Origin of the sequence: Serratia sp. (in: enterobacteria), assembly GCF_046715635.1 — a bacterium.
GTDB lineage: Bacteria > Pseudomonadota > Gammaproteobacteria > Enterobacterales > Enterobacteriaceae > Chania.
The window spans coordinates 1-5,489 of the sequence record NZ_JBKJYW010000362.1; the positions used below are offsets into that span (position 1 = coordinate 1).

At 54.7% G+C, this 5,489-nt stretch carries 5 protein-coding genes; 3 read left to right on the forward strand and 2 right to left on the reverse strand.

Going from position 1 to position 5,489, the window contains the following annotated elements; all coding sequences use genetic code 11:
• The 3 genes from ACLQ7H_RS18890 to ACLQ7H_RS18900 all read left to right on the forward strand — a co-directional run.
• Window positions 1–623 (forward strand): sugar phosphatase (locus ACLQ7H_RS18890; protein ID WP_411753991.1); only part of this gene is annotated, 623 nt, incomplete at its 5' end.
• A gap of 96 nt (window positions 624–719) precedes the next feature.
• Window positions 720–2,552: an SLC13 family permease gene (locus ACLQ7H_RS18895; protein ID WP_411753992.1), complete on the forward strand. Its 1,833-nt coding sequence runs from the start codon at window positions 720–722 to the stop codon at window positions 2,550–2,552.
• 261 nt (window positions 2,553–2,813) lie between these two features.
• The gene (locus ACLQ7H_RS18900) at window positions 2,814–3,416 is read left to right on the forward strand and encodes a hypothetical protein (protein WP_411753993.1); all 603 of its coding nucleotides are present in this window, start codon (window positions 2,814–2,816) and stop codon (window positions 3,414–3,416) included.
• Between the two features lie 41 nt (window positions 3,417–3,457).
• Here the strand turns inward: ACLQ7H_RS18900 and yfbR are convergent, their stop codons facing one another.
• Both yfbR and ACLQ7H_RS18910 read right to left on the reverse strand, forming a co-directional pair.
• Window positions 3,458–4,057 carry a 5'-deoxynucleotidase gene (yfbR, locus tag ACLQ7H_RS18905; RefSeq protein WP_021178529.1) on the reverse strand — a complete coding sequence of 200 codons (600 nt, stop codon included), beginning with the start codon at window positions 4,055–4,057 and terminating at the stop codon, window positions 3,458–3,460.
• 134 nt (window positions 4,058–4,191) lie between these two features.
• Window positions 4,192–5,406 carry a pyridoxal phosphate-dependent aminotransferase gene (locus tag ACLQ7H_RS18910; protein ID WP_021805995.1) on the reverse strand — a complete coding sequence of 405 codons (1,215 nt, stop codon included), beginning with the start codon at window positions 5,404–5,406 and terminating at the stop codon, window positions 4,192–4,194.
• Window positions 5,407–5,489 lie beyond the last annotated feature (83 nt).

Genomic DNA, 5,489 nt, shown 5'->3' on the forward strand with positions numbered 1-5,489 from the left:
GAACGTTAGTAGATTCATTACCGGTGGTAGAGCGCGCCTGGACGCATTGGGCAGAACGCCATGGCATCAGCCCGCAACAGGTGCTGGACTTTATCCACGGAAAACAGGCGATCACCTCGCTGCGTCATTTTATGCCGAATGCCACCGAGGCTGAACTGCAGCATGAGTTCAAACTGCTTGAGAAGGTGGAAGCAGAGGATACCGACGGCGTCCACGCCTTGCCAGGTGCATCGGCCCTGCTGGAGCGGATCAATGCGTTGGGGATACCTTGGGCGATCGTCACCTCGGGTTCCGTGCCAGTGGCTAACGCCCGCCGTATTGCCGGTGGGTTGCCGCTTCCTGAGGTGTTTATCACCTGTGAGCGGGTCAAACAGGGTAAACCGCATCCAGACGCCTATCTGTTAGGGGCAAAAGGCCTTGGCTTGGCACCAGAGGATTGCGTAGTGGTAGAAGATGCCCCTGCAGGGATCCTTTCCGGCTTGGCTGCGGGTTGCCAGGTGATTGCGGTAAATGCACCGGCAGACACGCCAAAACTGGACCAGGTGGATCTGATCCTTTCCTCCTTGGAACAGATCAAGATCGCCAAGTCCGAACAGGGTGCTGTCATCGAACTGATTGCTTAATCTGCACTTTCTTACCCCAATTTGATTAGACCCCGCATCGGCGGGGTTTTTTTATGCTAATTTCTTATGCCGGGATCACTGCAGAATGAGGCCGTTTTGAACAGCGAATTGCTTTGGGTTTTGAGTTTACTGTTAATAGCCATTGTGCTGTTTACCACCAACAAGCTGCGCATGGATGTGGTGGCACTGTTGGTGATCATTGCGTTTGTGCTCAGTGGAACCTTGAGCTTGCAAGAGGCAACGGCGGGTTTCAGCGATCCTAACGTCATTTTGATTGCGGCTCTGTTCGTTATTGGCGAAGGGTTGGTGCGCACCGGGGTGGCCTATCAGGTTGGCGACTGGTTGGTGAGAGTAGCGGGCAGCAGTGAAACCAAGATGATGATGCTGCTGATGTTTACCGTTGCCGGGCTGGGGGCATTCATGAGCTCAACCGGGGTGGTAGCCATTTTTATTCCGGTGGTACTCAGCGTCGCAGTGCGCATGAAAATCTCCCCGGGGCGGTTGATGATGCCGCTGAGCTTTGCCGGTTTGATCAGCGGCATGATGACGCTGGTCGCCACGCCGCCGAATATGGTGGTCAACAGCGAACTGGTGCGTGAAGGCATCATTGGTTTCGGTTTCTTTGGCGTCACGCCAATTGGCCTGGTGGTGTTGCTGTTGGGCGTGGGGTACATGCTGATTGCGCGCCGCTGGCTCGGCGACAGCGGCGGCACCAAGACCAAGTCGGCCTGGGAGCGCCGGACTTTCCGCGATTTAATCCGCGACTATAAGCTCACCGGGCGGGCGCGTCGTTTGGCGGTGCGCAGCGGTTCGCCACTGATTGGCCGCTCGCTGGATGAACTGCATTTACGAGCGCGTTACAGCGCCAACGTGATCGGCATCGAGCGCTGGAAGCGTTTTCGCCGAGTGATGATCAGCGCCTTTGGCAGCACGGAACTGCGCGAAGGGGACGTGCTGCTGATCGACATGACGGATTGCGATATCGATCTGCGTCAGTTCTGTAGTGAGCAACAACTTGAACCCATGGTGCTGCGGGGAGAGTATTTTTCCGAACAGTCGCGCAACGTGGGCATGGCCGAAGTTTCGCTAATCCCTGAGTCGGCCCTGCTGGGGAAAAGCGTGCGCGATGCCGCTTTCCGTAGCCGTTACGATCTCAATGTGGTCGGCATCCGCCGCAATGGTGAAACCCTGCAAGGCAAGCTGGTGGATGAACCGCTTGGCCTGGGGGACATTCTGTTGGTGATCGGCGACTGGAAAGCGATCCGTCAGCTGCAGGCCAAAACCCATGACTTTATCGTCCTGAACCTGCCTGCCGAAGTGGATGAAGTGGCGCCAGCGATCACCCAGGCACCCCATGCGCTGTTCTGTCTGGCGCTGATGGTGGCGATGATGCTGACCGATGAGATCCCCAACCCGATCGCCGCGCTGGTCGCTTGCCTGTTGATGGGGCGCTTTCGCTGCATCGATATGGAAAGTGCCTATAAGGCGATCCATTGGCCGAGCATCATTTTGATCGTCGGTATGATGCCCTTTGCCCAGGCGTTGCAGAAAACGGGAGGGGTCGATCTGATCGTCCGTGGGTTGATGGACGTTGCCGGTGATGCCGGGCCGCACGTTATGCTGGCCTGTTTGTTTGTCCTGTGCGCCACCATTGGGCTGTTTATCTCCAACACCGCCACGGCGGTATTGATGGCTCCGATTGCTATCGCCGCGGCCCGTGAAATGGGCGTTTCGCCTTATCCGTTTGCCATGATTATCGCTATTGCCGCCTCTGCCGCCTTTATGACGCCGGTGTCATCGCCGGTCAATACGCTGGTGTTGGGGCCGGGGAACTACAAGTTTGGCGATTTTCTGAAAATTGGGGTGCCGTTTACCGTGCTGGTGATGATTGTCAGCGTGATCCTGGTGCCTTGGCTGTATGCGTTTTAAGCACACAGTTTGCGTTTTATGTCAGGAATATGAAAAGGCGCTTTATCTTTTCTGGGGAATACGATGAAGTAGCTAACGACCGAAACCATAAAGAGTTTTGGCATTTTATCGGCTCATGCTGCAGCTTGTTGAGGCTTTACGGCGACCGGTGTCGCCCTGGCTTAGTTTAGCGATCCTTCTGGAGTTGCCATGAAAATTAAATATGGATTTATAACCCTTACTTTAGCTTCTCTGTTGTTGCTGTCCGGTTGTGCGAGATACATGAGTGGCTCTCTCAATTCGGTGCCCGATCCGGGTTATGCCTTTGATAAGAATGCGCCGGTGCTGGTGCTCGTCGCCTCAGATTCTGATGAACCGATGCTGGCGAAGCACTTCTTCGGCAATACGCTGACGTTTTTGCGTCAAAAGGGGTTCCAGCGCGTTTATACCGAGGATAACCTGCCAAAAGGCGGCGTAGTGCCCAAGCTGTTTGTGGTGTTGGACGTAGATAAAAACACCCGGGTGCACGAATATACCAGTGCGGATTACGGGGATGTTGCCACTGGTGAGACCACTGAATGCACCACCGAAAATACCAAGAAAGGGGAAAAGGCGACCTGCACCACCAAGGCCATCATGACCAGAGAGATCATCGGCTATTCGAAGAAAAGGGACTACTACACCGAGCGCCGCTTCCTGCTGAGTATGTTTAACAGCGATAAAAAACCGGTACTGCAAGCCCAGGCTTCTTACTTTGGCAACCAATGCCCACAGGATAAAATTTACCGCTTCCTGGTCACGCAAACCTTCCAGCGTATCGATTTACGCTCGGTGGTGGAGCAGGAGTTCAGGGTGGAAATGCCTGAAGGCACGACCTGCGGTTAAGGTGTCTCAGACTGCCAGGTGCAAAGCACCTGGCACTACTCTCACATGGGTGAGTCGCTGCTGATTTCATCCAGCGAAAGGCTAAAGCTTGGGATGAATACCTGCATAAAATAATCCATTTCTGGGCTGTGACGCAGCTGCAACGTCTTCTCCAGGCGTGCCTTAGCCAGCTTGAACTCATTATTCCCCGCTGACAGCTCTTCCAGACACTTCAGATAAGCGCATAGCGCATCGGCCTGCTTCACGATCAGCTTTTCGTCCTCGCTGTGATGGTGCTCATCCAGGATAGAGCGGAAATCGTTTTGTAACTCTTCGGGCAGCATTTCCAGCAGCTTTTGCTGGGCAATCTTCTCGATTTTTTTGTATTCGTGGGCAATCTGCGGGTTGTAATACTTGATGGGAGTGGGCATATCGCCGGTCAGCACTTCGCTGGCATCGTGGTACATCGCCAACAACGCCACGCGTTCGGCATTCAGGTTGCCGTTAAACTTGCGGTTTTTGATCGCGGCCAGCGCATGGGCGACAAAGGCGACCTGCAAGCTGTGTTCAGAAACGTTTTCGGTACGCACATTGCGCATCAGCGGCCAGCGGCTAATCAGTTTCAAACGGGACAGGTGGGCAAAGAAGTGGCTCTGGCTCATGATGTTCTCTCTTTGGATCTGTAGGAGCGCAGTATACGATATCTGTGCCAACCGGAGAAACGGGCGCATGCGGCGCCCCTACCAAGTCAGTGCCAATCAGAGACATGGGCGCAGCATGCTACGCCCGGCAGCAATTACTGGTGATAGGTTTCCAGGAAGCGGCCCAGTTTGCCCACGGCCATTTCCAATTCATCTACGCGGGGCAGCGTAACGATGCGTACGTGGTCTGGGTAAGGCCAGTTAAACGCGCTGCCCTGTACCAGTAACACCTTCTCTTGCAACAGCAGATCCAGCACCAGCTTCTGGTCGTCGCGGATGTTAAAGCGCTTGGCATCGATGCGTGGGAACATATAGAGCGCCCCCTGAGGTTTCACGCAGGAAACGCCAGGGATCTCGTTTAGCAGCTCCCAAGTGCGGTCGCGTTGTTCATACAGACGCCCACCAGGCTGAATAAATTCGCTGATGCTCTGGTAACCCCCCAGTGCCGTCTGGATCGCATGCTGCATTGGCACGTTGGCGCAAAGACGCATGGAAGCCAGCATCTCCAGCCCCTCAATATAGCCTTTGGCATGCTTCTTCGGCCCGTTAAGCACCATCCAGCCCTGACGGAAACCGGCAACGCGGTAGGTTTTGGACAAGCCGTTAAAGGTAACGGTCAGCAGGTCTGGGGCCAATGCGGCGATGGAGTGATGCTCTGCCTCGTCGTAGAGGATCTTGTCGTAGATTTCGTCGGCAAAGATGATCAGGTCATGCTGGCGGGCGATCTCGACGATCTGTTCCAGCAGTTCTTTGCTGTAGACCGCACCGGTTGGGTTGTTAGGGTTGATGATCACGATGCCACGGGTACGTGGTGTGATTTTGCTGCGAATATCGTCCAGATCCGGGAACCAGCCGGATTCTTCGTCGCACATGTAGTGCACGGCCTTGCCGCTGGAAAGCGACACGGCGGCGGTCCACAGCGGATAGTCTGGTGCAGGCACCAGCATTTCATCACCGATATTCAGCAGCGCTTGCATGGACTGCACGATCAGCTCAGAAACGCCATTGCCAATGTAGATATCCTCAACGGTCACGTCACGCATGTTACGTGCCTGATAGTGCTGCATGATCGCCTTGCGCGCCGAGTAAAGCCCTTTGGAATCGCAGTAGCCTTGAGCCGTTGGCAGATTGCGGATCACGTCGACCAGAATTTCATCGGGAGCATCAAAGCCGAACGGGGCAGGGTTGCCAATGTTCAGTTTGAGGACTTTATTGCCTTCTTCTTCAAGACGTTTAGCTTCTTTGAGTACCGGGCCACGAATGTCATAACAGACGTTGTCCAGTTTGCTGGATTTCTCAATGGGGGACATAGAAAGTTGAGCCTTTTGCTAAGATAGGGTCGTTCCTACCGTGGAACACCGCAATCCGTCCAATGTACTCCTGGAGGCCCGGC